General features: G+C 41.4%; 20 protein-coding genes. 13 read left to right on the top strand and 7 right to left on the bottom strand.

Going from position 1 to position 21,626, the window contains the following annotated elements; genetic code table 11:
• Positions 1–8: 8 nt before the first annotated feature.
• From gmd to HC246_RS05185, 3 genes are all read right to left on the bottom strand, one after another.
• On the bottom strand, positions 9–1,079 hold the full coding sequence (gene gmd, locus HC246_RS05195) for a GDP-mannose 4,6-dehydratase (RefSeq protein ID WP_169362465.1): 1,071 nt from the start codon (positions 1,077–1,079) through the stop codon (positions 9–11).
• 146 nt (positions 1,080–1,225) lie between these two features.
• Positions 1,226–2,947 carry an EAL domain-containing response regulator gene (locus HC246_RS05190; protein ID WP_169362464.1) on the bottom strand — a complete coding sequence of 574 codons (1,722 nt, stop codon included), beginning with the start codon at positions 2,945–2,947 and terminating at the stop codon, positions 1,226–1,228.
• Positions 2,948–3,008: 61 nt separating this feature from the next.
• The gene (locus tag HC246_RS05185) at positions 3,009–5,810 is read right to left on the bottom strand and encodes a PAS domain S-box protein (protein WP_169362463.1); all 2,802 of its coding nucleotides are present in this window, start codon (positions 5,808–5,810) and stop codon (positions 3,009–3,011) included.
• 237 nt (positions 5,811–6,047) lie between these two features.
• Between HC246_RS05185 and HC246_RS05180 the strand changes: the two genes are divergently transcribed.
• Entirely contained in the window at positions 6,048–6,242 is a 195-nt protein-coding gene (locus HC246_RS05180; protein ID WP_169362462.1) for a heavy-metal-associated domain-containing protein, read from the top strand.
• A 10-nt stretch (positions 6,243–6,252) separates the two neighbouring features.
• Here the strand turns inward: HC246_RS05180 and moaC are convergent, their stop codons facing one another.
• Positions 6,253–6,765, bottom strand: coding sequence for a cyclic pyranopterin monophosphate synthase MoaC (moaC, locus tag HC246_RS05175; protein ID WP_169362461.1), 513 nt, complete (start codon positions 6,763–6,765; stop codon positions 6,253–6,255).
• A 109-nt stretch (positions 6,766–6,874) separates the two neighbouring features.
• Here moaC and tsaE point away from each other — a divergent pair, with 109 nt between their 5' ends.
• A complete protein-coding gene (tsaE, locus tag HC246_RS05170) occupies positions 6,875–7,456 on the top strand; it encodes a tRNA (adenosine(37)-N6)-threonylcarbamoyltransferase complex ATPase subunit type 1 TsaE (protein ID WP_169362460.1) in 582 nt (193 codons plus the stop codon).
• 213 nt (positions 7,457–7,669) lie between these two features.
• Here the strand turns inward: tsaE and tatA are convergent, their stop codons facing one another.
• Entirely contained in the window at positions 7,670–7,849 is a 180-nt protein-coding gene (gene tatA, locus HC246_RS05165; protein ID WP_169362459.1) for a twin-arginine translocase TatA/TatE family subunit, read from the bottom strand.
• 149 nt (positions 7,850–7,998) lie between these two features.
• Between tatA and HC246_RS05160 the strand changes: the two genes are divergently transcribed.
• The 10 genes from HC246_RS05160 (at position 7,999) to HC246_RS05115 (ending at position 16,563) form a co-directional block, all read left to right on the top strand.
• Positions 7,999–8,529 (top strand): hypothetical protein, encoded by a 531-nt coding sequence (locus tag HC246_RS05160; RefSeq protein ID WP_169362458.1) that lies wholly within the window; start codon positions 7,999–8,001, stop codon positions 8,527–8,529.
• Positions 8,530–8,734: 205 nt separating this feature from the next.
• The gene (locus tag HC246_RS05155) at positions 8,735–9,220 is read left to right on the top strand and encodes a tellurite resistance TerB family protein (RefSeq protein WP_169362457.1); all 486 of its coding nucleotides are present in this window, start codon (positions 8,735–8,737) and stop codon (positions 9,218–9,220) included.
• Between the two features lie 386 nt (positions 9,221–9,606).
• Positions 9,607–10,266: a Crp/Fnr family transcriptional regulator gene (locus tag HC246_RS05150; protein WP_263972440.1), complete on the top strand. Its 660-nt coding sequence runs from the start codon at positions 9,607–9,609 to the stop codon at positions 10,264–10,266.
• 76 nt (positions 10,267–10,342) lie between these two features.
• Positions 10,343–11,725: a UDP-N-acetylmuramate--L-alanine ligase gene (gene murC, locus HC246_RS05145; RefSeq protein WP_169362455.1), complete on the top strand. Its 1,383-nt coding sequence runs from the start codon at positions 10,343–10,345 to the stop codon at positions 11,723–11,725.
• Positions 11,726–11,788: 63 nt separating this feature from the next.
• A complete protein-coding gene (gene murB / locus HC246_RS05140; RefSeq protein WP_169362454.1) occupies positions 11,789–12,685 on the top strand; it encodes a UDP-N-acetylmuramate dehydrogenase in 897 nt (298 codons plus the stop codon).
• Positions 12,686–12,851: 166 nt separating this feature from the next.
• Positions 12,852–13,934, top strand: coding sequence for a photosystem II q(b) protein (gene psbA, locus HC246_RS05135; protein ID WP_169362453.1), 1,083 nt, complete (start codon positions 12,852–12,854; stop codon positions 13,932–13,934).
• Positions 13,935–14,064: 130 nt separating this feature from the next.
• On the top strand, positions 14,065–14,688 hold the full coding sequence (gene hisH / locus HC246_RS05130) for an imidazole glycerol phosphate synthase subunit HisH (protein WP_169362452.1): 624 nt from the start codon (positions 14,065–14,067) through the stop codon (positions 14,686–14,688).
• 38 nt (positions 14,689–14,726) lie between these two features.
• Positions 14,727–15,242, top strand: a complete 516-nt coding sequence (locus HC246_RS05125) for a DUF2808 domain-containing protein (RefSeq protein ID WP_169362451.1) — start codon at positions 14,727–14,729, stop codon at positions 15,240–15,242.
• A gap of 91 nt (positions 15,243–15,333) precedes the next feature.
• Complete coding sequence (surE, locus tag HC246_RS05120) at positions 15,334–16,125, top strand: 5'/3'-nucleotidase SurE (protein ID WP_169362450.1); 792 nt, start codon at positions 15,334–15,336, stop codon at positions 16,123–16,125.
• 18 nt (positions 16,126–16,143) lie between these two features.
• A complete protein-coding gene (locus tag HC246_RS05115; protein WP_169362449.1) occupies positions 16,144–16,563 on the top strand; it encodes an acyltransferase family protein in 420 nt (139 codons plus the stop codon).
• A 32-nt stretch (positions 16,564–16,595) separates the two neighbouring features.
• On the opposite strand, the gene HC246_RS05110 is transcribed toward HC246_RS05115, so the two are convergent.
• Positions 16,596–17,531: an IS5 family transposase gene (locus tag HC246_RS05110; RefSeq protein WP_169364403.1), complete on the bottom strand. Its 936-nt coding sequence runs from the start codon at positions 17,529–17,531 to the stop codon at positions 16,596–16,598.
• A gap of 78 nt (positions 17,532–17,609) precedes the next feature.
• On the opposite strand from HC246_RS05110, the gene HC246_RS05105 reads away from it, so the two are divergent.
• Entirely contained in the window at positions 17,610–18,245 is a 636-nt protein-coding gene (locus HC246_RS05105) for an acyltransferase family protein (protein ID WP_318655958.1), read from the top strand.
• A 3-nt stretch (positions 18,246–18,248) separates the two neighbouring features.
• On the opposite strand, the gene HC246_RS05100 is transcribed toward HC246_RS05105, so the two are convergent.
• Positions 18,249–21,014, bottom strand: coding sequence for a response regulator (locus tag HC246_RS05100; protein WP_169362447.1), 2,766 nt, complete (start codon positions 21,012–21,014; stop codon positions 18,249–18,251).
• Positions 21,015–21,626: the final 612 nt, after the last annotated feature.

The following is a 21,626-nucleotide window of genomic DNA, read 5'->3' as shown; positions in this document are numbered from 1 at the left end:
CTTTTAAATTACCAAGTTGAAGGCTGCCCAGCCTTTCTCAAGGTAGCAATGTCCTTAGCTTCAGTACCTTTAGGATTAGGCAAGCCCAATGCTTCTAAATCGGCATCAACCATTAGCTCAACTAATCCCTTGAAGGTTACTTTGGGTTCCCAACCCAGTTTTTGTTTTGCCTTAGTGCAATCACCTAATAACAGATCGACTTCCGCAGGTCGGAAATAACGGGGATCGATTTCTACATAGTCTTCCCATTTGAGATTGACATAGGCAAATGATTCTTCAAGAAACTCTCTCACTGAATGGGTTTCGCCAGTCGAAATCACATAGTCATCGGGTTGATCTTGCTGCAACATTAACCACATTGCCTCAACATAGTCTTTGGCATAGCCCCAGTCACGCTTGGAGTCAAGATTACCTAAATACAGCTTTTTCTGTTGACCTGCAACGATACGCGCGATCGCCCTTGTAATTTTGCGGGTGACAAAGGTTTCGCCACGTCTTGGAGACTCGTGATTAAATAAAATACCATTGCAAGCAAATAATCCATAGGATTCGCGATAGTTTACTGTTTGCCAATGGGCGTATACCTTAGCGCAAGCGTAGGGGCTGCGAGGATAAAAAGGAGTGGTTTCACTTTGGGGGACAGCTTGCACTAACCCATACATCTCAGAAGAACCTGCTTGATAAAAGCGAATCTCCTTATCATTACGTTGCTGATAATCGCGCAGAGCTTCTAAGAGTCTCAGAGTTCCCATGCCTACAGCATCAACGGTATATTCAGGAGAGTCAAAACTGACACGTACATGGGATTGTGCTCCGAGGTTATAGACTTCATGAGGTTGTACAGCTTCTAAAATACGCCCTAATGTTGTGCCATCAGTTAAATCGCCATAGTGCAAAAATAATTTAGTCTCTGGTAGATGGGGATCTTGATACATATGATCAATGCGATCGGTATTGATCGTTGAAGAACGGCGGATGATGCCATGGACTTCGTATCCTTTAGCTAGTAAAAGTTCTGATAAATAAGATCCATCTTGACCAGTAATGCCTGTAATTAAAGCGCGTTTAGATGTACTCATGAAGTATGGTTTGAAAGAACTCTACAAAATTTTACTCGCTAGCATACCTAATAAAATCCCTAATTTGTGAAGATTTCATAGTAATCATTTTTAAAGTACCCAAAATCTCAAAAAAAGCTCCATCAAAATCTAATCAAATAAAGACTCTACAAACTTTTGCCATCAACTAACATCTTTTCAAATTCAGGTGCAGGTAAGGGCGGACTAAAGAAATAGCCTTGCATTTGATCGCACCCATGCTCTTTTAAAAACTGCATTTGTTCCGCAGTTTCTACACCTTCAGCAATAACTTGCAATGACAAACTATGGGCAAGATCAATAATTGCTAAAGAAATTGTGGCATCGTGGCGATCTGTGGTGACATCTTGGATAAAACAGCGATCGATTTTGAGGGTATTCACTGGAAAATGTTTGAGATAGCTAAGGGATGAATAGCCCGTACCAAAGTCATCGATCGCAACTTTGACACCCATAGTTTGCAATTGTGACAACACCCCAATCGTAAATTCAGCATTTTGCATGATGATACTTTCGGTGAGTTCTAGTTCTAAATGTTGTGGATCGGTATTACTTTCTTGCAAAATCTTGCCAATGATTTCGAGCAAGTTGTTATCTGGGCGAAAATGCTGACCTGATAAGTTCACAGCAACAAAACCATAGTTGATCCCACTGTCTCGCCATGATCGCATTTGCTCACAAACTTCACGGAGAATTAACTCACTTAAGCGGAGAATCAAGCCTGTCTGCTCAGCAATGGGAATAAATTTGCTAGGCATAATGATCCCTAGATCAGGATGCTGCCACCTTGCTAGAGCTTCAGCACCAACGATCTGTCCAGACTTTAGATCAACTAGAGGTTGATAAAATACTCGGAACTCATAGCGATCGATTGCGCGATGGAGGCTATTGGCTAAAGCCATATATTCGGAAGATTGGATATTTAGCTCTGAACTATATAACTTGTAGCTATTTCTGCCATGGGTTTTGGCATAGTACATCGCTAGTTCAGCATTTTTGATTAATCCTTCTGCTTCTTGGTGATCATCAGGAAAAATAGTAATCCCAATACTACTAGTGATAAAAACTTCATGTCCATACAAATTGTAGGGACGACTTAACAGATCTAAGATTTTTTGACTTTCAATTTTGATGCTCATCGGATCAGATACATCAGAGATGATCATTGCAAACTCATCGCCCTGTATGCGAGCCACCATATCGCAGGGGGCAGTATAACGCCTCAGTCGTTCAGCGATCGCTTTGAACAGTTGGTCTCCAATATCATTACCAAGGGTGTTGTTAATGATATTGAAGTTGTCCATATCTAAGAAGAGTAAAGCTAGGGACTTATTATTGATTTTGGCGTGCAGTACTGCTTGGGTTAAAGACTCATGAAACAAAATCCGATTAGGTAGCTGGGTGAGTCCATCGTGGTGAGACAAATATTCAAATCTTGCACCAACAGCTTTGATTTCATCGTAATAATGCTCTCTCACAGTGTTGTATTTCTGTAAGCGGGAGGCGATCGCTCCTAATAGTTCTGAAGAGGTAAATGGCTTAGTGAGATAGTCGTCCGCCCCCAATTGCATCGCTTGGCGCATATCCGCCTTATCAGTCATCGCCGTTAAAAAAATAAACGGAATCATTGATGTTTTTGGCTCTTGGCGTAGTGCCATGAGAGTCCCATAGCCATCCAGCTCTGGCATGGCGATATCGCAGATAATTAAATTTGGCAGATAGGTTTTAGCAGTTTGTACCCCCACAACTCCATTTTCCGCCCCTAACACATCAAATCCCTCATAGGAGAGCGTCTCCATGATCTCTTCGCGTAAAGCTTCTACATCTTCGATCACTAAAATCGTTGTCATGATTGTGTTTTTTCTATCAAGTTTTTTAGATTGGAATAAGTAGTATTTGGCTCCACTTCCCCTAACCCATAGATATTGGCAACTTCACTCGGACAGTTGTCCCCTTATTTTCAACACTGGTAAGTTGAACTGTGCCACCGAGAATGTCAATGGAATTTTTGATAATTGCCATGCCTAACCCAGTTCCTGCAATCATACCAACATTATGAGCACGATAAAAATGCTCAAAAACCTTTTCTTGATCAATTTCAGGAATGCCTATTCCATAGTCTTGAAATTCTAATAATAGTTTAGGTACGCGATCGCTAGTTTGCGAAATCGTAAAATTAACTTCAGTACTATTAGGCGAATATTTAATTGCATTTGATAATAGATTAGAAATAATTTGTTTGAAGAACTTAGTATCAATTACGATATTTGTCGGCGCATTAATATTTTTAAATATGACATGATGCTTGCCATTGCCTAATAGCTTTGCTTGCTCAATAATCTCTAAACAAAAAGCTTCTAAGTTAATCGTCTCTCCGCGTAGTTCAAACTTTCCAGATTCAGTTTTACCAATGACTAATACTTCTTCTAAAAGGCTAGTCATCCCCTTGACTTCGCGTTGAATCTTATCAATTCTTTCCAGCTTTTTCTCATTGGACATTTTATGTCCATAGTTGCGTAATAGGTCACTAGCGGTTTGAATGGTAGCAAGAGGAGTCCGAAACTCATGGGAGGCTCTAGAAATAAATTGAGATTTGAGTTCATTTAGTTCTTTTTCTTTGAGTAAAGCTCTTTCAAGCTGGCTCAGACTTTGCTCTAGTTGTTGAGTGCGCTCAGCAACTTGGCATTCGAGATTTTTATTAAGGTCTTGCACGCGCTCAAATAATTTGACCTGCTGAATCGCGATCGCCACATGATTTGCTAATTGCCTTAGTAAATCAATCTCAAATTCTTCCCACAGACGTGTTTCTAAGCACTGATGAGCAATTAGTAATCCCCATAGGGTATCTCCAAAGGAAATCGTAACGACAATATTAGCTTTGACTTGAAATTGCTGTAAAAGATCTTTGTGGCATGGGCTAATTTCGGCATTCTCAACATCATTAATACTTGATATTGGTTGTTTATAATATTTTTGAATATTCTCTTGGTTGAAGCATGGATCATTGATGGTTTTCCCAAGGATTGATAATGATGAATCATTAACTGCTTCAACGACAAATGTACCGCTCCAATCTTGATTAAACTGATAGATCGCGACTCGATCAATGCGTAATAATTCTTGAGCTTCTTTAACTGTGATTGCTAAAATTTGTTCGAGATTCAACTCTCGCTGAATTTTAAGTAAAATTGCATTTAATAACCGTTCTCTTTCACTTTGATAGCGCAGTTGTGTCTCAACTCTCTTCCGTTCGGTAATGTCATAGTAACTACTCAAATACATGCGTTTCCCCTTATAGAGCATGATTCTTGTCGAAACTAAAACATCTTTAAATGTGCCATCTTTATGACAGATTCGAGTTTCAACAGTAGTTGCGCGACCAGTTTCTTGTAATTGTTGTAAGCGTTGTAAAGCCTTGTCATGCTCACTCCGATCAGGATATAAAAAATTAGTAAAGTCATGACTAGCATTTGCCTCAGCGATCGTGTATCCCGTGAGGTTCTCCATCCCAGCATTAAAAATTGAGAAATAGCCTGAGTCATCACTAAAGGTGATCCCTTCCTTAATTGATGTCAGGACTGTCCGTAAACGTTCTTCACTTTCTAGTAATCTTTGCGTGGATTTGACTTGTTCGGTGATGTCGGTTTGAATGCCAATATAGTTGGTTAGATCTCCATGATCGTTAAATACTGGTGCAATATATAAATCATTCCAAAATGGTGTTCCATCCTTGCGATAGTTAAGTAGTACAGCATGACATTCCCGCTGTTCCTTAATAGCTTGGCGTAAATCTAAGAGCCCAATCTGATTGCGATCGCCACCTTGAAGAAATTTACAATCACGTCCAATTACTTCTGCCGCGCTATAACCTGTAATCCGCTCAAAGCTAGGATTTACATAGATCATGGGATTGTCTGGTTGCGTGGCATCGGTAATTACTATCCCATTAGAACTTGCCGCGATCGCCCGTTCGCGTAATTTTAGAGATTCTTCGACACGATTGCGCTCAGAAACATCACGTAAAGAGGCAACTACATATACCCTGCGATCTTCATCAATGGTTTCTGATACTCGCATTTCCGCCGAGGTCGTCTTACCTTGATTGAGAATGTCTATATCTGTACTCTCTCCTGCAACTATAGGCAGGCCAAAACTTTCACCAATAATATCTTCCGACTTACATCCAAACATTTCTTCGGCGGCTCGGTTAACGTAGCGAACAATCCCCTCATGATCAACTACTACAAAAGCATCGGAAACAGAATTTACCAAATGACCGAATTTTTGATCATTGGCATATCTAACATGAGTTTTAGAGCGCGACAAATTTGTGATGTCTTGACAAGTACCGATTATCTTTTGCGTATGATCATTATTGTCAGTTTTAAGTGATAACGAAATTAATAAAACCCGATTAGTAATCAGATCAAGATGTGCTTCATACTCAACTTTTTGTTGCGATCGCAAGCATTGATTAATATGTGTATTTAAGGAATTGACAAATTCTAAAGGCAAACACTCATGAACCGTTAACCCAATCAGATTAACTGTTTGATCGACAATTCGTTCCCCAAATACCAGATGTACAAAAGCAAGATTGGTAGTTTCAAAGCGCAGTGTGAACTCCAGATTGCTGATAGTTGATTGATCTGGATTTGACTCAACGGTCAAAACAAAAATTCCGCATTGAATATGATCTAGGATATTTTGCATAGATAGCCACATCCTTATACCAAATATCGCGGTTGTATTAATTCTACAGTGAAAAGTAAGTTGCTGAGCATATTAAAAAACAGAACAAAAACCTGTGTCATAAGCGCAGCGTGCAACACAGATTTTGAATTGTATAGTTAACGTCAGTTTAAGGGGAAGAAGTAATGTATGCCAACCTGCTTACATAGAGATTTATAATCTAAGAGTATTTATTTTCTTTTAGAGTTCTGCCTTACTATGTCTTTAAAGTTGTCAGTTCCCTCCATCGGTTGTGCTAGTTGTATCGAAACAATTTCCAAAGCGATCCAATCTGCCGATACATCAGCAATAGTTACAGGTGATCCTGCCTCCAAAACTGTCAATATCGAGACCCAATTGCCTGAATCTCAAGTCCGAGAACTAATTGCGATCGCAGGACACAAAACTGCCTAAGAGTTTGCTTTTAAAGATCGCAAAATGCTCCTCTCGGTAAATTGAAGTCTTCTGACTTTCCCCCACTCTTGTGCAGTAACCTTGCATTGGAGATAACCATCGTCTTTTCTAAGGATTTAGCCATATCGTAAATGGTGAGAGCCGCGATGGTAACAGCAGTTAATGCCTCCATTTCTACCCCAGTCTCAGCCTTAGTCTTGACCTCTGCTTCAATTTGATAGCCTGGAATATTTTCATCTAAGATAATTTTGACATCGACACCAGTTAAATTCAGAGGATGACACATTGGGATTAAATTGGCAGTTTGCTTGGCTGCCATAATCCCTGCCAATCTTGCCGTACCTAAAACGTCCCCTTTCGGTAAGTTTCCTGCTTGGATTGCGTCCAAGGTCGTTGTTTTCATGGATATTTCGCATACTGCGATCGCCCGTCTTACTGTTGGTGGTTTATGAGTCACATCCACCATTTGAGCATTACCACTTTGATCAAGATGAGCCAGTGACTGAGGAGTATCCGTATCCATAAAAGCTTTGCCGAAATTCGCACAATAATAAAAAACAAGGTATTGATAGAGTTTGCTTTTAACTAATAGCAATAAACTCTTTCCCTAGTACAAAAGTCTACCTGAATATATGACTGAGACTTTAAAGATTGACCTTTATGCCAAGAATCTAGATGAGACCCAAGCGATCGCAACCCAACTTGCCCAACTTGTTCCCGCAGGTACAATCATTTTGCTAGAGGGAAATCTGGGTAGTGGCAAAACTACTTTTATGCAGGCTTTTGGTCATGCTCTTGGTATTAGCACCACGATCGCTAGCCCTACCTTTACCCTCATCGATGAATATACCGAAGGGCGACTGCCACTGTATCACATCGATCTCTATCGCCTAGAACCATCTCAAGTCCCTAGCCTTCACTTAGAAGAATATTGGCGTGGCGAAGATTTTCCCCTCGGTGTTGTAGCGATCGAATGGGCAAGCAAGTTACCCAATATTCCCCCACAACATCTCAAGATTAATCTCTCAACACCAGTAAGAGCGCTCTGTGACAAAGATATGTATCTATCCCAAGCAGATGCTTTAGATGAAGATTTTATCGATGATCTGCCGAGCGATCGCCTCATTCAACTAATTGCCCAAGGCGAAACTTATGTCGAGCTTCTTAACCAATTTCAAACTACCTCACAGGAAGCTTTTGCTAAAGTCAACTAAAACTTAGGCTCTTGCGGATAAAAAATGTCCCACCAAAGTTATCTAGCTTCGACTTCGCTCAGCTAACGTTGGCTGAGCGGAGTCGAAGCCACAGGTACTTTGATTAATAGCAAGTCCCTTATCGCACACAAACAATTAATTGAGTGCAGCCTATTTAAATTAGTGCAGAGAAACTTTTGAAAGCACTGCTTTGCAGCGCCTTCAAAAGTTTCTCTAATTGTCTTTGTCTGATGTATTTGACACTTCGGCTTCACCTTGTCCCTTTATCTCATCTTGAAACCCTCGGAGAGCTTGCCCCACACTGCGTCCGATCTCAGGGATACGCTTAGCTCCAAAAATTGCTACACCCACAAGCGAAATTACAACTAACTCTGGCCAACCGATTCCAAACATTGCCCTTACATCTCCTCAAGCGTATCTGCTATCCTTTTATACAGCCTTTTGTAAACAAAAGCCCTACAAAGAATTTTTTGAAAGACTGACAAAGTCAGTCTTTCAAAAAATTCTTTGCTGTAATGACAAATAAGCGCACCTAAAAAATAATGGAATCAACCATTACTTGGCAACTTGGCAGCACTGATCCTGATGCTGAGGCAAATCTTGCCCGCATTGCCCAATGGTGGGTATCCCTTGCGGGACAAGAAATTATTTGGCAACAACGCCCCATTAACGACAATACCAATCGCGAAGCGATCGATTGGAGCAAACAAGCTCTCGACGAAACCTTCACGATTCAAAACCCTAGCTTCCGTGGTATTACCCTCTATTGGTACAAGCCCAATAGCCCCGACGAGCGCAATATCTCGGTTGGCTACCTCCAGCTCGATCTATTTAACCAACAGTTAGACGTATTGCCATCATCAGGCAGAAGTTATCAACTTCGTGTTACGTTGCCTAAAATTGTCTATCAAAAGATTCAGTTAGATGATCCACAATTTGGTAGCCTCACTCAACCTAATGGCGACACGGTTTTACTATTTCGAGATGAAAAGCAACGTCTCGAAATTCAAATAAATCTCAGCGCGATCAACACAACTTTACTTCAGCAAAAGATTTCATCAACAAATTCTTAGTTACAGCAAGTTTCGCTGAATTAAAAAACAGATAAATTTTTGAAAGCGCGGCTTTGCCATGCTTTCAAAATAAGCTTCAACAGGATGTAACTGGGGCTGGTCGTTAATATTGATGAAATACGGAATGTTTTAACAAAATCATCCCTATGCTTTGCCCTATGATTTGTCCATATTTGGCAAACAAATTTGACTTGCGGGTAAATCTATGACACTTCAAGAACTCCCACCTCCGATTAGTCCCCGTCAGATGGATATTCTTCGTGCAGTTGCGGCAATGGCTTGGGCTGATGGCAAGCTTGAACCCGATGAAATTCGCCTCATGCTGGATGAATTTGCTGCCTTGTTTGCCAAGACTGACGCAGAGCGTAACTCTCTCAAAAGTCGTCTCAGAGAATATTTAGGGCAAAACATACCTTTAGAAGAAGTTGTGCCACATATTAAGAGTATTGAAGATCGCAAACTAACTCTGAGGCTAGGATACCAAGTGATTCAGGCTAGTCGTCGTAATCCTGATGAGCCAAGGGTCAATCTTGATGAAGCTGCAGCTTACCAAAGATTGGTTAGAATATTAGACCTACCCTCGGAAGTAGTTGCTGATATTGAAGCATCGATTATTCCCCCAGATGAACTTCATCCTCAAGGAATCATCAAAGCCCTCGCATCAAGACTACATAAGATACTGAATAACTAAAATAAATATTTATAGCGATTTTCAAGCAAGCGAGCTATAGAGGCTTGTTCCCATGCATTCGTCAGGTAAACAAACCCGTAATTTACTAGGCTGCGAAACGCTATATCTCAGACTATTAGGAATTACTCATTGAGGAGATTTGGTGCGGGCGAAGCCCGTACCAAATCTCCTCAAAACCCAGTAAACTCATTAGCATTGTATGAGTCCTAACTATAATAATTACTGAGATAGCTAAGTCATTGTGCTGATTGGCAATGTCTTTGTTCCAAACTCAGATAAAGTAGTTACTGACAATGAATTTTTCCAGATAATAACATTTACAGCAAAGTTTTTAGGGGCTACGAGCAGCTACTATGCGGGATGGAACTGATCTTCAGCAAAAAATTATGTCTGCCCCATTTTTTATGGGGTTGCCTGATGAGGCAGTGATAAGGGCCACTGCCCATATGGTTACGCGCACCCATCCAGCCGATCAGGTGATTTTGCTGGAAAATGACTGGGGTAACTCGGTTTACTTTATTTTGAGTGGCTGGGCAAAAATTCGTACCTATAATCTTGATGGCAAAGAAATCACTCTCAACATTCTTGGATTTGGCGAAATGTTTGGTGAGATGGCTCCCCTCGATCAAGTACCACGCTCAACGGATGTGATTACGCTGACACCCACAACAATTGGTAGCCTTCCTGCCTCTGACTTTGTACATTTGATTGAGACAGAACCAGCCGCAGGTATTCATCTGGCAAGGTTAATGGCGAAGCGCTTACGCCAAGTCAATCGTCGTTTACGGTTGCGGGAAGCAGATAGCACTTCACGAGTTGCTGATGTGCTTTTGTTTTTAGCAGAAGGTCAGGGTACTAAGGGGACTAGTGGTGTAGAAATACCCAACTTACCTCATCGCGAACTCAGTAGTTTAAGTGGTTTAGCTAGGGAAACTGTAACTCGTGTACTTGGTAAGCTAGAGCGCAAAAGTTTGATTCAGCGTATCCCCGATCGCGATGTTTTATGTATTCTGAACCCTGAAGGCTTGGAAGCTTTGATGGTTTAACCATAAGCCTAGCTTTGCTGTACCACATTGTAATCTGTTATTATTAGGCTCGTTATTTGGTAGGTAAAAAGTATAAATGCTGAATCCAGTTGATTTCAGCGGTAGACCGTTTCATTTTGTGGGTATTGGTGGGATCGGCATGTCAGCGATCGCCTATATCTTGGCAAAGCAAGGCTTTACGGTTTCTGGCTCAGATCTTAGTAGCAATCGCATCACTCAAAAACTACAGGATCTCGGTGTCAAGGTCTTTAAAGGGCATCACGCAGACAACATCGATTTGGCAAATGCGCCTCAAGTTGTCTGTTCTACAGCAATCAATCAACAGAATCCCGAATTTCAAGTAGCCCTAGCTAATGGACTGCCAATTTTACATCGTTCAGATTTATTGGCAGCTTTGATCGAGCAGTTTCAAGGTATTTCGATCGCAGGTACTCATGGTAAAACCACAACCAGTAGCTTAGTTGGCTTTTTATTACTTAAAGCTGGAGTTGATCCCAGCATTATTATTGGCGGTGAGGTGAGCGCATGGCAGGGCAATGCGCGGCTCGGCAATGGTAAATATTTGGTCGCCGAGGCTGATGAATCCGACGGCACTCTGGTGAAGTTTTTATCTCATATTGGTGTAATTACTAATATCGAGCTAGATCATCCCGATCACTACAACAGTCTTGAACAGGTAATTGAGATTTTTCAAGCCTTTGCAAAGCGTTGTGAAGTAATGATTGGTTGTCTTGATTGCCCAACAGTCAAAGCTCATATCAAGTCTGATATTACCTATAGCCTGAGCGATCCAAGTGCTGACTATACGGTGACGGATGTGCAGTACACTCCGTCTGATACGCAAGCAGTGGTAATTGAGCGTGGGCAAACCTTAGGCAAACTTTCTTTGGGATTGCTTGGTAAACATAATTTGAGTAATGCTCTAGCGGCGATCGCTGTAGCGCGTTATGTTGGTGTGGAATGGCAAGCGATCGCTGATGCGCTACCTGATTTTGTGGGCGCAAGCAGACGGTTTGAGATTAAGGGTATACAAGATGGGATTACCTTTGTTGATGACTATGCTCATCACCCTAGCGAAATTATTGCTACTCTTGCTTCGGCAAGACAGCAAAATACGAATAGCCGTGTGATTGCCATTTTTCAGCCCCACCGCTATAGTCGCACCCTTAGATTTTTGGATGAGTTTAGTCAGTCCTTTGGTGATGCTGATGTAGTAGTGGTCACAGATATCTACGCAGCAAGTGAACCTAATGATGGCAAGATCACGGGTGAGCAGATGGCAAAAGCGATCGCAAATATCCGCGATCAGGTTCACTACCAGCAAACGCTTAAGGATGTGCAAGACTTTTTAGTGGAAAACCTAAAGTCGGGCGACTTAGCTGTATTTCTCGGTGCTGGTAATCTCAATCAGGTAATTGCCCCCACTATGCAGGAAATAGCAACAGCTATCAAAGCCTGAGCTTAAATTCTGAGATTGGTTTGCAGATTGCAAGCTTTTCTATCATTAGAACTAAATCTTTCTATGTCTATCGATTTACCAGACCAACCGCCAATCCGTGCTCATGTTTCCCTTGCGGGATTGACCTCTATGAAAGTTGGAGGCGCGGCTGAATATTTCATCTCGCCACGCTCTAATGATGAGTTGGCGGCTAGTTTGGCATGGGCAAGCGATCGCCAGTTACCGCTCACAATTATTGGTGCAGGCAGCAACCTTCTAATCAGTGACGATGGTTTAGAAGGACTAGTAATTTGTACTAGACATTTGCGGGGCATCGAGTTTGATGAACAAACTGGGCAGGTTACTGCCGCCGCAGGTGAGCCTGTTGCTCGTTTAGCTATGCAAGTTGCCAGTCATGGTTGGGCTGGCTTTGAATGGGCGGTTGGTATTCCGGGCACTGTGGGGGGATTGGTAGTCATGAATGCAGGGGCGCAGGGCGGATGTGCTGCTGATTGTGTTGTGGAGGTGCAGACAGTGACATTAACTGGTGAAACTAAGCTGATTTATCCAAAGGATTTGAATTTCAGTTATCGCACTTCAGCTTTACAAGAATCACTATATCTAGTGACAGGTGCAACCCTCAAATTTCAAATCGGTGGTAAACCAGAAGCGATCGCTGCGGATACTGAAGCCAAGCTCAAGGCAAGGCATACTACCCAGCCATATCATTTACCCAATTGCGGTAGTGTATTTCGTAATCCTCTACCTCAATTCGCTGCCAAGCTGGTTCAAGATGCAGGACTGAAGGGTTATCAAATTGGTAATGCCCAAATTTCGGAGTTACACGCTAACTTCATCGTTAACCTTGGCAACGCAAAAGCCCAAGATATTTTTAGTCTCATAGAACACATTAAAACTGTAATCAGCGATCGCTATGGGGTGGTACTGGAAACCGAAGTAAAGATGCTCGGTAATTTCTAATTACATCTGAATATTTAGGGGTTGCCAAATTGCACATTCAACTATAGATAGATTTAAGATTCCAACTATTTACAATACTCAACACTTACCCTAATCTAATTAATAAGCGCAAGCTTATATATAAATTTTCATAACTTATTCATTCCCAATAGGATTATTTGCAATCATGACAACAGCAGTACAAAGACGTGAAAGCGCGTCACTGTGGGATCAGTTTTGCAATTGGATCACCAGCACCGAAAACCGCCTGTATGTAGGTTGGTTCGGCGTAATCATGATCCCTTGCTTACTCTCCGCCACAATTTGCTTCATCATCGCCTTCATCGCAGCCCCTCCTGTCGATATTGACGGTATCCGTGAACCAGTAGCAGGCAGCTTGCTATTCGGTAACAACATGATTTCTGGCGCAGTTGTACCTTCCTCCAACGCAATTGGCCTGCACTTTTACCCCATTTGGGAAGCAGATAGCCTTGATGAATGGCTATACAACGGTGGTCCTTACCAATTGGTAATTTTCCACTTTTTGATCGGAATTTTCTGCTACATGGGACGTGAATGGGAACTATCCTACCGTCTCGGAATGCGTCCATGGATCGCAGTAGCATACTCCGCACCCGTAGCCGCAGCAACCGCAGTATTCTTGATCTACCCAATCGGACAAGGCTCCTTCTCAGACGGTATGCCTTTGGGAATCTCTGGTACATTCAACTTCATGATCGTATTCCAAGCAGAACACAACATCTTGATGCATCCTTTCCACATGTTGGGAGTAGCAGGTGTGTTCGGTGGTTCCTTGTTCAGTGCAATGCACGGTTCCTTGGTAACTTCCAGCTTGATTCGTGAAACCACCGAAAACGAAAGCCAAAACGCAGGCTACAAATTCGGACAAGAAGAAGAAACCTACAACATCGTTGCAGCTCACGGCTACTTCGGTCGTTTGATTTTCCAATACGCATCCTTCAACAACAGCCGTCAATTGCACTTCTTCTTGGCACTATGGCCAGTAGTCGGCATTTGGTTCACCGCATTGGGCGTAAGCACCATGGCATTCAACTTGAATGGATTTAACTTCAACCAATCTATCTCTGATAGCCAAGGTCGTGTAGTACCTAGCTGGGCAGACGTAATCAACCGAGCAAACTTGGGTATGGAAGTAATGCACGAGCGTAATGCTCACAACTTCCCACTCGATTTGGCTGCTGTTGATGTAGCTCCTGTAGCTATGAGCGCTCCTGCTATCAACGGTTAATCTTCGAGATTTACTCTCTACAAACAAAAAAGCAACCCCTAGGGGTTGCTTTTTTGTGCTTTATGATCGCTTAATTAAAGAATCAAGGAAGCACAAACTTCTTGCAAGATTATTAATTAGGAGTAATATCATGCCAGTTGTGGCAGTGATCGACTACGATATGGGCAACTTGCACTCAGCCTGTAAGGGATTAGAGATTGCAGGGGCAACCCCAATAGTTACTAATGATCCTCTAGAACTATCTAACGCCGATGGTATTGTTTTACCGGGGGTGGGATCTTTCGATCCCGCAATGCATAAATTAAGGGCTAACCATCTAGAGCAACCAATTAAGGAGGCGATCGCTTCGGGTAAGCCTTTTTTAGGAATTTGCTTAGGGATGCAGATCTTGTTTGAAAGTAGCGAAGAGGGACAAGAATCAGGATTAGGAATTATTCAAGGTCAGGTTAAAAGGTTTCTTCATGAGCCAAATGTGACTATTCCCCATATGGGCTGGAATCAGTTAGCGCTTACTCAGGCTGATTGTCCACTTTGGCAGGACTTGGGCAATAGCCCTTGGATGTATTTTGTGCATTCCTACTACACTGCGCCTGTTGATAATAAGGTGACTGCGGCAACGACAACCCATGGTAGCCAGACTGTGACAGTGGCGATCGCGAAAGATAATGTCATGGCAGTGCAATTTCATCCTGAAAAATCATCCACTGACGGGATACATTTACTATCAAACTTCGTCAGAATGCTTAGTGCGTAGCATAATAGTAAAGTATCGTAAGATTTATGAAGATCCAAATGATCAAAAAACTGGGTATTGTTTCCTGTCTAGCTGTGGCTTGTGCAGTTGTTTCGCCGTCGTTAGTACGCGCCCAATCTAATGCTGGATTTATTCTATTCGGTGGCATCAAAGATAATGCACTTGACTACTGCCTTGACAATGGCACCAGTAATCGCACCGATCGCTATTATCTAGAAGTTAAGCCACAAAAGTTTAAAGTTTCTGAAATCATCATTACTTACCCCGATCATTTCAACGGTAGCTTTGATACATCAGACATCAAGTTGCGTGTAACTGATCAATGTCGTGGAGGTAAAGATTTAGAGCTTGAGTCAGTAAATTGGGATAAAGAAACTCGCCGCATTACGATAGTCCCTAAAGAAGCTATTCCTTCCAAAACAGCACTGAGAGCTGTTTTGTCCAATGTACGGAATCCTGACTATAGTGGGTTTTATCAATTTGATGGCAGAGTGATGCGTGCGGATGTACCTGTACCTGTATATATTGGCTCTTGGGTGATTACCCTTGACTAGAAATATTGATTGTGCTAAATAGCAAAAAATTTAGAGGGGGGCGCTTAGCGCCCCCCTCTGTTGATTGAGTGAAACCTTGAACAATTAAAGTATGAATATTCTTATTAGTAATGATGACGGCATTTACGCTCCTGGGGTAAGAGCTTTAGCTGAGGCACTTAGTGATACTGAACATCGGATTACAGTAGTTTGCCCAGATCGTGAGCGCTCGGCAACTGGTCATGCTCTTACTTTACAAGAGCCGTTACGGGTTGATCAAATTTCTGGTTTATATCCTGATGGGATTGAAGCTTGGGCTTGTTCAGGAACACCTTCAGACACGGTGAAACTAGCACTCGATGCGCTTTTAGTTGAGCGCCCCGATCTAGTCTTATCAGGAATTAATCGGGGGGCTAATTTAGGAACTGATGTTTTGTACTCTGGTACAGTATCAGCCGCAATGGAAGGTGTATTGGAAGGTTTACCAAGTATTGCCTTCAGTCTTTCTAGCTTTACCCATTTAGACTATAGCGCTGCGGCTAACTTTGCGAAAAAAATGGTACAGGCGATCTCCGACTATCCTCTCGAAGAACCAATTTTATTAAACGTGAATATTCCTGCGATCGCTGAGGAAGATATTTGTGGTGCGGTCGTTACTCGCTTAGGTATTCGCCGCTATCGCGATCAATTTGAGAAGCGTATTGATCCTAGAGGCAAAACTTACTATTGGCTATCGGGAGTAATTATTGAGGAAGAAGCCGAATCAGATACGGATATTCAAGCAATTAGAGACAATTACATTACAATTACGCCGCTTAAGTATGATTTGACTTTCGCCTCAGCAATTCCTTTTATGCAGACATGGACAGAAAAACTAACCATGCAGCAATATCGCTCAATTTAATTATTAGATTGAAAAATCATGACATGGGAATTATCTGATCTATTACGAGCGATCGCTACTACGATTGTGATTGCTATTCATGCTTCCCATCACTGGTGGTTTGGGGTCAAAGATACAGTTACCATCAATCCTGAAATCTTTATTGACACGTTCATTAATCAAGTTGGACGTTTTACTGTTCCCATATTTGTGATTCTATCTGGATTTGCCCTCGCCAAATCCGAAGATAAACGGTCTTTTGATTTAAAAATATTTTGCCAACGCCGCCTATGGCGAATTATTCCACCTTATATACTCTTCACCTTACTCAATGTTGTTGGGCGATCGCAATTTCTATCGGGTGATTGGCAAGAGAGAACGCAACAAATTTGGCAAGCTCTTTCAACGGGGATGGGTGATTATCATCTTTACTTCTTAGGGGCTTTGTTGCATGAATAAAAAGAAGCCAAAAGATGGAGGATCTTAGAAAATTAACGAACAACAGGAGAGGAGAGAGGTTTAGCCAGTTGAATCATGCGATTAAGAGCAGCACATTTGATGAACAACTCAACCGCCTGATTGTCAAATTTACGAGAACATAAAGTAGCACCAAAGATTTTTTTGAAACGAAACATCGTAGTTTCTGCCAAAGAGCGCCGATGATAACCTGAGTCACGTTTCCATTTTTTACGCCCATGTTTACGGATATAACGGAGATTTTGGTCACGCGGATGTGGTGGAGCATTGGTATTGCCATGCTGCCAGATTTTGGCATCTTTGCGCGGAGGAATCACGGCTTTAGCACCATGTTGGGCAATCTCGTCATAACAATGACGATGGTCATAAGCTCCATCTGCGGAAACTTGAGCAATTTCAGCATCAATCGCATCGAGAATATCGGCGAGTACTTCTCCATCGTGGCAATCATTCGTGGTGACGACCGCAGCCAGTATTTCTCCTGTTGATTCATCGGCTCCTAGGTGTAATTTGCGCCATGTCCGTCTCTTACTAATTCCATGCTGCCGTGTTTTCCATTCCCCTTCGCCGTATACTTTGATCCCTGTCGAATCAACTACTACATGCACTGCTCCCTGTTTCGGGATTACTGGTAAGGTCACACTTAAACTTGCTGTCCGTCTTGACACGGTGCTGTGGTCTGGTACTGGTAAATCTATTCCCATCAAGGCAAATATTGACTCTAACAGTCCTTGCGTTTGTCTTCCTGCTTGCTGATATACCGCTTTGACCGTGATAAATGTCGCTATTGCTATATCACTGTAATCTTTGGAAGCTCCCCGTTTGCCACTTAATGTTTGATTTAACCATCCTTCAATTACTTCTTCGCTCATCCAAAAAGTCAGGCTTCCTCTTTGTTTTAGCCCTGCGTTATACTCTGTCCAGTTGCGGATCTCATGTTTCTGTGTCATTTGCTGGGACTCCATCTCCTGATTTTTATCTAATTTACCTTCTCTTCCCCTTTTTATGCAACAACGCCCTTCTTAGGCATCATTTTGCAATGTTATGTGAGCTATCCGTTACTTCGACATATTGCATTCACGGCACGGCATCTAGGCATATTACTAACTATTACTTTTTTGCTATTTAGTTGCCGATGGCTTTTCGCCACTTTTGACTTAAACATGACCACTTTTTTACCTGATGGTAATCATGTGATTTATTGGTTACCCTATTTTCAAATAGGTATCTGGCTCGCTAAAAATCAGGAATGGATTGATCAGCTTGTCTCAAAATACCAATCGCGTACATGGGGGTATCTATTTGCGATCGCGGCAACTTTGGAGTTAAGTGAATTCTATTGGACTGCCATCTTAAAAAACTCTGCCGAGGCAGTTGGACATTACACCCGTCCTACAATAATTCTGATTACCTTGACCTTCCTACTATGGTCAATTTCGTGGCAATTTCGAGGTCAAAGGAAACATCTTCCTAAGATCTTCTCCAATGCAAGTTTTACCACTTACCTAGTTCATGTATGGATCTTAAGAGCAATTGCACCCCTAGAAATAGTTGGCGGCATCTTGTTTGTGCCCCTTGCTGCAACCATATCATGGCTTATCGGGATCAGCATCTGGAAAATAGTCAAATCAAAACGCTGGATAGCGATCGCTATGGGGGCATAACCATTAAGCAAACTTTTTCAATACAGTTCTTAAATCTTCAATTCGTACAGGCTTGCTAATAAAATCATCCATACCAATTAATAGACATTTTTCACGATCTTCCTTCATTGCATTTGCTGTCATAGCGACAATTTTAATTTTATTGCCTGAATCACTATCTTTCTCGATTAGGCGAATTCTGCGAGTTGCTTCTAATCCATCCATCTCTGGCATCTGTACATCCATCAAGATCACATCATAGGGTTTACTTTCCAGCGCCTTTAAAACTTCTAATCCATTCATAGCACAATCAGCCTGATATCCCAACTTACTCAAAAGTCGCAAAGCAATCATCTGATTAAAGGTATTATCCTCAACTAAAAGAATTCGCAAAGTGCTATTAATGTCAATATTGGACTTTTCTTGTCTGATTTCTGTAATTGGTCTAGGAAGTTTTGAAGGTTCAGTTCTATGATTTATTTCCTGTCCTAAATTAGATACAGGTTGAACAGCAATCTCAAAATGAAAGATAGTTCCTTTCCCTAAAGTACTACTTACCTTAATCTGTCCACCTAGAAATCTGGCAAACTGTTGACTAATTACTAATCCCAAACCAGTTCCTGTCTGTGATTCTCTACCTGAAGCAGTCTGAACAAAAGCCTCAAATAAGTTACTAATTTCTTCGGGAGAAATTCCACATCCAGTATCCTCTACTTCAAAATGGAGCATTACCTTAGAACCTACCATCTCTGGATCACCTAATGTGACACGCAGAATTACATAACCTAGATTGGTAAACTTGAGGGCATTTCCAAGTAGATTTAACAAAATTTGTCGAATCTTCCGTTCATCGGCTTTGACATATTTCGGCAAATTCGGATGAATTGCAAAAATTAGTTGTAAGTTCTTATCTTTTGCCTTGATTTGCAGCATTTCTTGCAGATTATGCAACAACAAGAACAAGTCAAATTCTGTCTCTTCGAGTAGAACCTTACCTGCTTCGATCTTCGACACTTCTAAAACATCATCAATTAAGTTTAGAAGATGTTCGCTACTATAGCTAATGATATTTACATATTCTCCAAGATCGTTGGTGAGAGATTCTTCGTGGGACATTAGTTGAGTACATCCTAAGATCGCATTTAGAGGGGTTCTCAGTTCGTGACTCATTCTTGCCAAAAAGTTGCTTTTAGCTTGACTAGCTACTTTGGAGCGTTCTGCCTCTTGTTTAAGAGCTTGCTGCGAAAACTCTAAGGCGGCAAGCATGAGAGTACTTCTCAATTCTAAAGCTGCTTCCATTTCGACCTCATCCCAAGGTAAAGAGTTAGCTTTTACTGCCTCCTTCCATAGTTCAAAGGAACGTCGTGGTGATGGGTCAAGATCATCATCAATATCTAATAATTTAGTCGGATCTCCTGCCCAATTAACCGTTTGAACTACTTCTGGACGGAACCAAATAATATGATAAGAAGTGTGATTTAGTTTAATGGAAATAGATAACAGTCCACTTGCTTGCTCTTGAAACTCTATTGCCTCAGGGAAGTCTTTACTTAAACAGGTTGTATGAAAAATATCTTGAGACTTAGATTCTAACCACGCGATTAGCGATCGCGTAAAGTTTTGAGTAGGACATTGACCAAACTCCGAGATACAACCATCAAGATAAATTACTGCCCCCTGAGCATTCACTAACTTCAACAAATCATCGATATCTTGAGTGAAAGTGGAGCTAAGGGATTGATAGCTACTCAGAATATTTTGTTTCAGCTTGGATTGAATACTCTTAATTTTTGCTTGGGCTTTCTTCAGGTACTGCTCATGCTTATTAACAATTTCGACCGACATGATCTGTCCCAGAAATTCACAGGTTTTTCTAGTCTCATAGTCAACATATTTAGGAGCATAATGATGGCAAACTACCAATCCCCATAGTTTGTCAGTATTAATTAAGGAGATACTGAAAGATGCTGAAACCCTCATCTTTCGCAAGTATTGAATATGGAATTTAGAGACACTTCTCAAAGTGCTATAACTCAAATCGAGAGGTGCTTGTGTCAGTGGATTATTGAAGGGAATTAGAGGAACAGACTCATCTTCCAAATCTGCAATGAGTCTTAGCCAATTTTTACAGTAAAGGTTGCGAGGGATTTCGGGAATATCAAAAGAAGGATAATGTAATCCAAGTAATGGTTCTAAATTATGAGCTTTAGCTTCAGCAATGACGACTCCACTATGATCAGGATCAAATTTATAGATGAGTACACGATCAAATCCAGTAATCTTGCGAATTTCCTGAACTAGTAAGTTTGACATCTCATCAAAGCCCTCAGCTTGACGAACATTCATCGCTGCCGCCTTCGCTAAGTAGTAAAATCCCAAACTAGAGTCTATATCCTTAGGCAAAGGCTCTAGTTCCAAAACTAATAGCCCATCAGAACGATGCATCACCCCTTGAAATATACGCTTCTTCCTCTTGATAGTAACGGTTAGCTTAATGGGGTTAAAGGCTTCTAGATCTTTATGCGCCCAAAAAGACAATAGGGTATTGATCTGTTCTTGTGAAAAGAGAACATTCAGTGGGTGAGCAATTAGTGAGTTAGCAGGAAGGTTGAAAAATTGAATAGTATTGGCACTAACCTGTGCGATCGTCAAATTTGACTCATTGATAGCTATTAGAACACCATGAGACTGGATATGTCCTAGTAAATGAATTTGTTCGCGATCGCAGTTTTGATAAACCAGTGACGTGTTTCCAGAAAGATCCGAAGATAGACCTTGTACTATTTCCATTTCCTAATTACACCTGTTAAGCCATAGCGTCCATGTAAATAATCAACAAAATCATAAAATCTTGCAGGATGTTGCAAAGAACATTACGTTCCAGATAATTATGAGAAATACTCTCCTAAGCAAATTTTGCCTCGCTATCAAGTTGCTTACCACCTTCACTGAGTTGGGCATCACACCATGAATATAGTACCCAGAAATCCCCAGCCCAGATAACGATCAGAAATTCTTGTGTCTATATGCTACCAAATACTTCCCAAGGGCATTGTAATCTTAGTTTTGCAAAAAACTTTGAAAAACTATAGACAAAACATCTCGCTTAGAGTTAGGATTGCTAATCGTGACTAAAAACAGAAACTGAGAAAAAAGCGTAGGCTTTGTTTCTTAAGTCTGAGTCGCGCAATTGGTATAAGTAAGCTAAATCAAACTTATAGTTCTTTAGCTTATAACGACCACCCAAGAGATTGTGTTTCTCAAGTCTAACAAAATTGGTTAGACATCTGCCGTAAGTCGTCTCGAAGTCCCTTAAACAGTCTTCAACAAAAATACTTCTTACTAAGATCGAAACCGATCTCTTTTGAGCCTGTCAAAAATCTGCAAGAAAAATCCATTTAA

It is taken from the genome of Pseudanabaena yagii GIHE-NHR1 (genome assembly GCF_012863495.1).
GTDB lineage: Bacteria > Cyanobacteriota > Cyanobacteriia > Pseudanabaenales > Pseudanabaenaceae > Pseudanabaena > Pseudanabaena yagii.
Note: the sequence above shows the minus strand (reverse complement) of the source record. Positions and strands in the feature narration are given on the sequence as shown.

Excerpts from the sequence above, each read along its gene's own strand:
- HC246_RS05160 (WP_169362458.1), top strand. The coding sequence starts at position 7,999 with ATGGAATCAACCATTACTTGGCAACTTGGCAGCACTGATCCTGATGCT.
- surE (WP_169362450.1), top strand. The coding sequence starts at position 15,334 with ATGAATATTCTTATTAGTAATGATGACGGCATTTACGCTCCTGGGGTA.
- HC246_RS05150 (WP_263972440.1), top strand. The coding sequence starts at position 9,607 with ATGTCTGCCCCATTTTTTATGGGGTTGCCTGATGAGGCAGTGATAAGG.
- moaC (WP_169362461.1), bottom strand. The coding sequence starts at position 6,765 with ATGGATACGGATACTCCTCAGTCACTGGCTCATCTTGATCAAAGTGGT.
- hisH (WP_169362452.1), top strand. The coding sequence starts at position 14,065 with ATGCCAGTTGTGGCAGTGATCGACTACGATATGGGCAACTTGCACTCA.
- HC246_RS05110 (WP_169364403.1), bottom strand. The coding sequence starts at position 17,531 with ATGACACAGAAACATGAGATCCGCAACTGGACAGAGTATAACGCAGGG.
- murB (WP_169362454.1), top strand. The coding sequence starts at position 11,789 with ATGTCTATCGATTTACCAGACCAACCGCCAATCCGTGCTCATGTTTCC.
- psbA (WP_169362453.1), top strand. The coding sequence starts at position 12,852 with ATGACAACAGCAGTACAAAGACGTGAAAGCGCGTCACTGTGGGATCAG.
- HC246_RS05115 (WP_169362449.1), top strand. The coding sequence starts at position 16,144 with ATGACATGGGAATTATCTGATCTATTACGAGCGATCGCTACTACGATT.
- HC246_RS05100 (WP_169362447.1), bottom strand. The coding sequence starts at position 21,014 with ATGGAAATAGTACAAGGTCTATCTTCGGATCTTTCTGGAAACACGTCA.
- murC (WP_169362455.1), top strand. The coding sequence starts at position 10,343 with ATGCTGAATCCAGTTGATTTCAGCGGTAGACCGTTTCATTTTGTGGGT.
- tsaE (WP_169362460.1), top strand. The coding sequence starts at position 6,875 with ATGACTGAGACTTTAAAGATTGACCTTTATGCCAAGAATCTAGATGAG.
- HC246_RS05190 (WP_169362464.1), bottom strand. The coding sequence starts at position 2,947 with ATGACAACGATTTTAGTGATCGAAGATGTAGAAGCTTTACGCGAAGAG.
- HC246_RS05155 (WP_169362457.1), top strand. The coding sequence starts at position 8,735 with ATGACACTTCAAGAACTCCCACCTCCGATTAGTCCCCGTCAGATGGAT.
- HC246_RS05185 (WP_169362463.1), bottom strand. The coding sequence starts at position 5,810 with ATGCAAAATATCCTAGATCATATTCAATGCGGAATTTTTGTTTTGACC.
- gmd (WP_169362465.1), bottom strand. The coding sequence starts at position 1,079 with ATGAGTACATCTAAACGCGCTTTAATTACAGGCATTACTGGTCAAGAT.
- HC246_RS05125 (WP_169362451.1), top strand. The coding sequence starts at position 14,727 with ATGATCAAAAAACTGGGTATTGTTTCCTGTCTAGCTGTGGCTTGTGCA.
- HC246_RS05180 (WP_169362462.1), top strand. The coding sequence starts at position 6,048 with ATGTCTTTAAAGTTGTCAGTTCCCTCCATCGGTTGTGCTAGTTGTATC.
- tatA (WP_169362459.1), bottom strand. The coding sequence starts at position 7,849 with ATGTTTGGAATCGGTTGGCCAGAGTTAGTTGTAATTTCGCTTGTGGGT.